At 55.5% G+C, this 741-nt stretch carries 1 protein-coding gene; it reads left to right on the plus strand.

The genetic code is table 11. The features are described from left to right. Positions 1-69 precede the first annotated feature (69 nt). Positions 70-705, plus strand: coding sequence for a hypothetical protein (locus tag CX664_RS25395; RefSeq protein ID WP_101749347.1), 636 nt, complete (start codon positions 70-72; stop codon positions 703-705). Positions 706-741: the final 36 nt, after the last annotated feature.

A 741-nucleotide genomic window follows, 5' to 3' on the forward strand; every position in this document is an offset into this window, starting at 1 on the left:
GGGGGGGCAGGTTAATGGAACGGTTGGCAACACTGCAGCGCTGATCTGCACGGTCAAAACCGGAAACGAATGGGCACATGCCGGCATCGGGGCGGGGAGGTTAAAAGGGGGAAAGGTTGGCAGCACTACGGCGGTGCTCAGCAGGGTAGAAACCGGAACTCCCCGGACATATGCCGGCATCGGGGGGGGGCGGTTAGTGGAACGGTTGGCAACACTACAGCGGTGCACAGCAAGGTCTATAGTGCAGACGTCGGTGCCATCGGGGGGGGATATGTCCTAACGGATGGTAAAGTTGGCAACACCACGGCGGTGGGCTGCGAGGTCAAAGCCCCGTCTAATACAGCAGACGGCATCGGGGCAGGGAAGTTAGAGGGGGGAAGAATTGTTGGCGACACCAAAGCGGTGAACACCCTTGTCAATGGCGAGCAAAAGGGTAGTGTATCTCTCTCTGATCATCCGGATTTTTGCCAAAGAGCAGACCCACGTTTATTAGCACCCGATTGCACTGTCAAGACAGAATACATGGATTCGTTCTCTCGTTCGCTCGATAATGATTGCCCGGTAGAAATTCCCGTACTTTTCCTTTCAGTGGCAGGGGGCGGATTGGTTGCCGGCGGCTATATAGCCTATCACTTGATTACCGGTTACCGGCAGGGGTTGCGTGGTGCGCAGCTGGCGATGAAACCATTTAACTGGTGTTGTTGATGTTGAGAACTGGCTAGGAGGCTGACCGAGAATAGA

It is taken from the genome of Endozoicomonas acroporae, from assembly GCF_002864045.1.
GTDB lineage: Bacteria > Pseudomonadota > Gammaproteobacteria > Pseudomonadales > Endozoicomonadaceae > Endozoicomonas > Endozoicomonas acroporae.